Here is a 915-nt window from a genome sequence, read left to right on the forward strand (position 1 = left end):
TAACGATGATGGCAGCTACTCAATTGATGACGTGGATATTTCTGGTCTAGTTGATGGTGATATCACGGTTAACGCTAGCGCAGATGATCGCAATGGCAACTCTGTAACAGACTCCGCCACCGACAATATGGATGCCACCGATGGCGCCTTAACTGTTGCATTAACCGTTGATGATAATGCAGAAACGGCCAATATCTCAGGTAGCACCACCGATGTGGCGCCGGGCACGACTGTCACATTAACCCTGACAGATAGCGCAGGCAACGTTCAGCAAGTGACTGGCGTGACCGTTAACGATGATGGCAGCTACTCAATTGATGACGTGGATATTTCTGGTCTAGTTGATGGTGATATCACGGTTAACGCTAGCGCAGATGATCGCAATGGCAACTCTGTAACAGATTCAGCCACCGACAACATGGATGCCACTGATGGCGCCTTAACCGTTGCATTAACCGTTGATGACAATGCAGAAACGGCCAATATCTCGGGTACCACCACCGATGTAGCACCGGGCACGACTGTGACTCTCACGCTTACAGATAGCGCGGGCAACGTTCAGCAAGTGACTGGCGTAACTGTTAATGCTGATGGCACTTACTCAATTGATGGTGTGGATATCTCAGGTCTGGTTGATGGTGATATCACGGTTAATGCCAGCGCAGATGATCGCAATGGCAACTCTGTAACAGACTCCGCCACCGACAACATGGACGCCACTGATGGCGCACTCACCGTTGCGCTGACAGTGGATGACAATGCAGAAACCGCCAATATATCGGGTACTACAACCGATGTGGCGCCGGGCACAACTGTGACGCTCACGCTCACAGATAGCGCAGGCAACATTCAGCAAGTGACTGGCGTGACCGTTAATGCTGACGGCTCTTACTCGATTGATGGCGTTGATATTTC

Annotated in this window: 1 pseudogene; it reads left to right on the top strand. The window is 50.8% G+C overall.

The window, feature by feature from the left end:
* Window positions 1–915 (top strand): annotated as a pseudogene (locus tag L2740_RS21380) (hypothetical protein); the annotation flags it as partial.

It is taken from the genome of Shewanella pneumatophori (genome assembly GCF_023283895.1).
GTDB classification, from domain to species: Bacteria; Pseudomonadota; Gammaproteobacteria; order Enterobacterales; family Shewanellaceae; genus Shewanella; species Shewanella pneumatophori.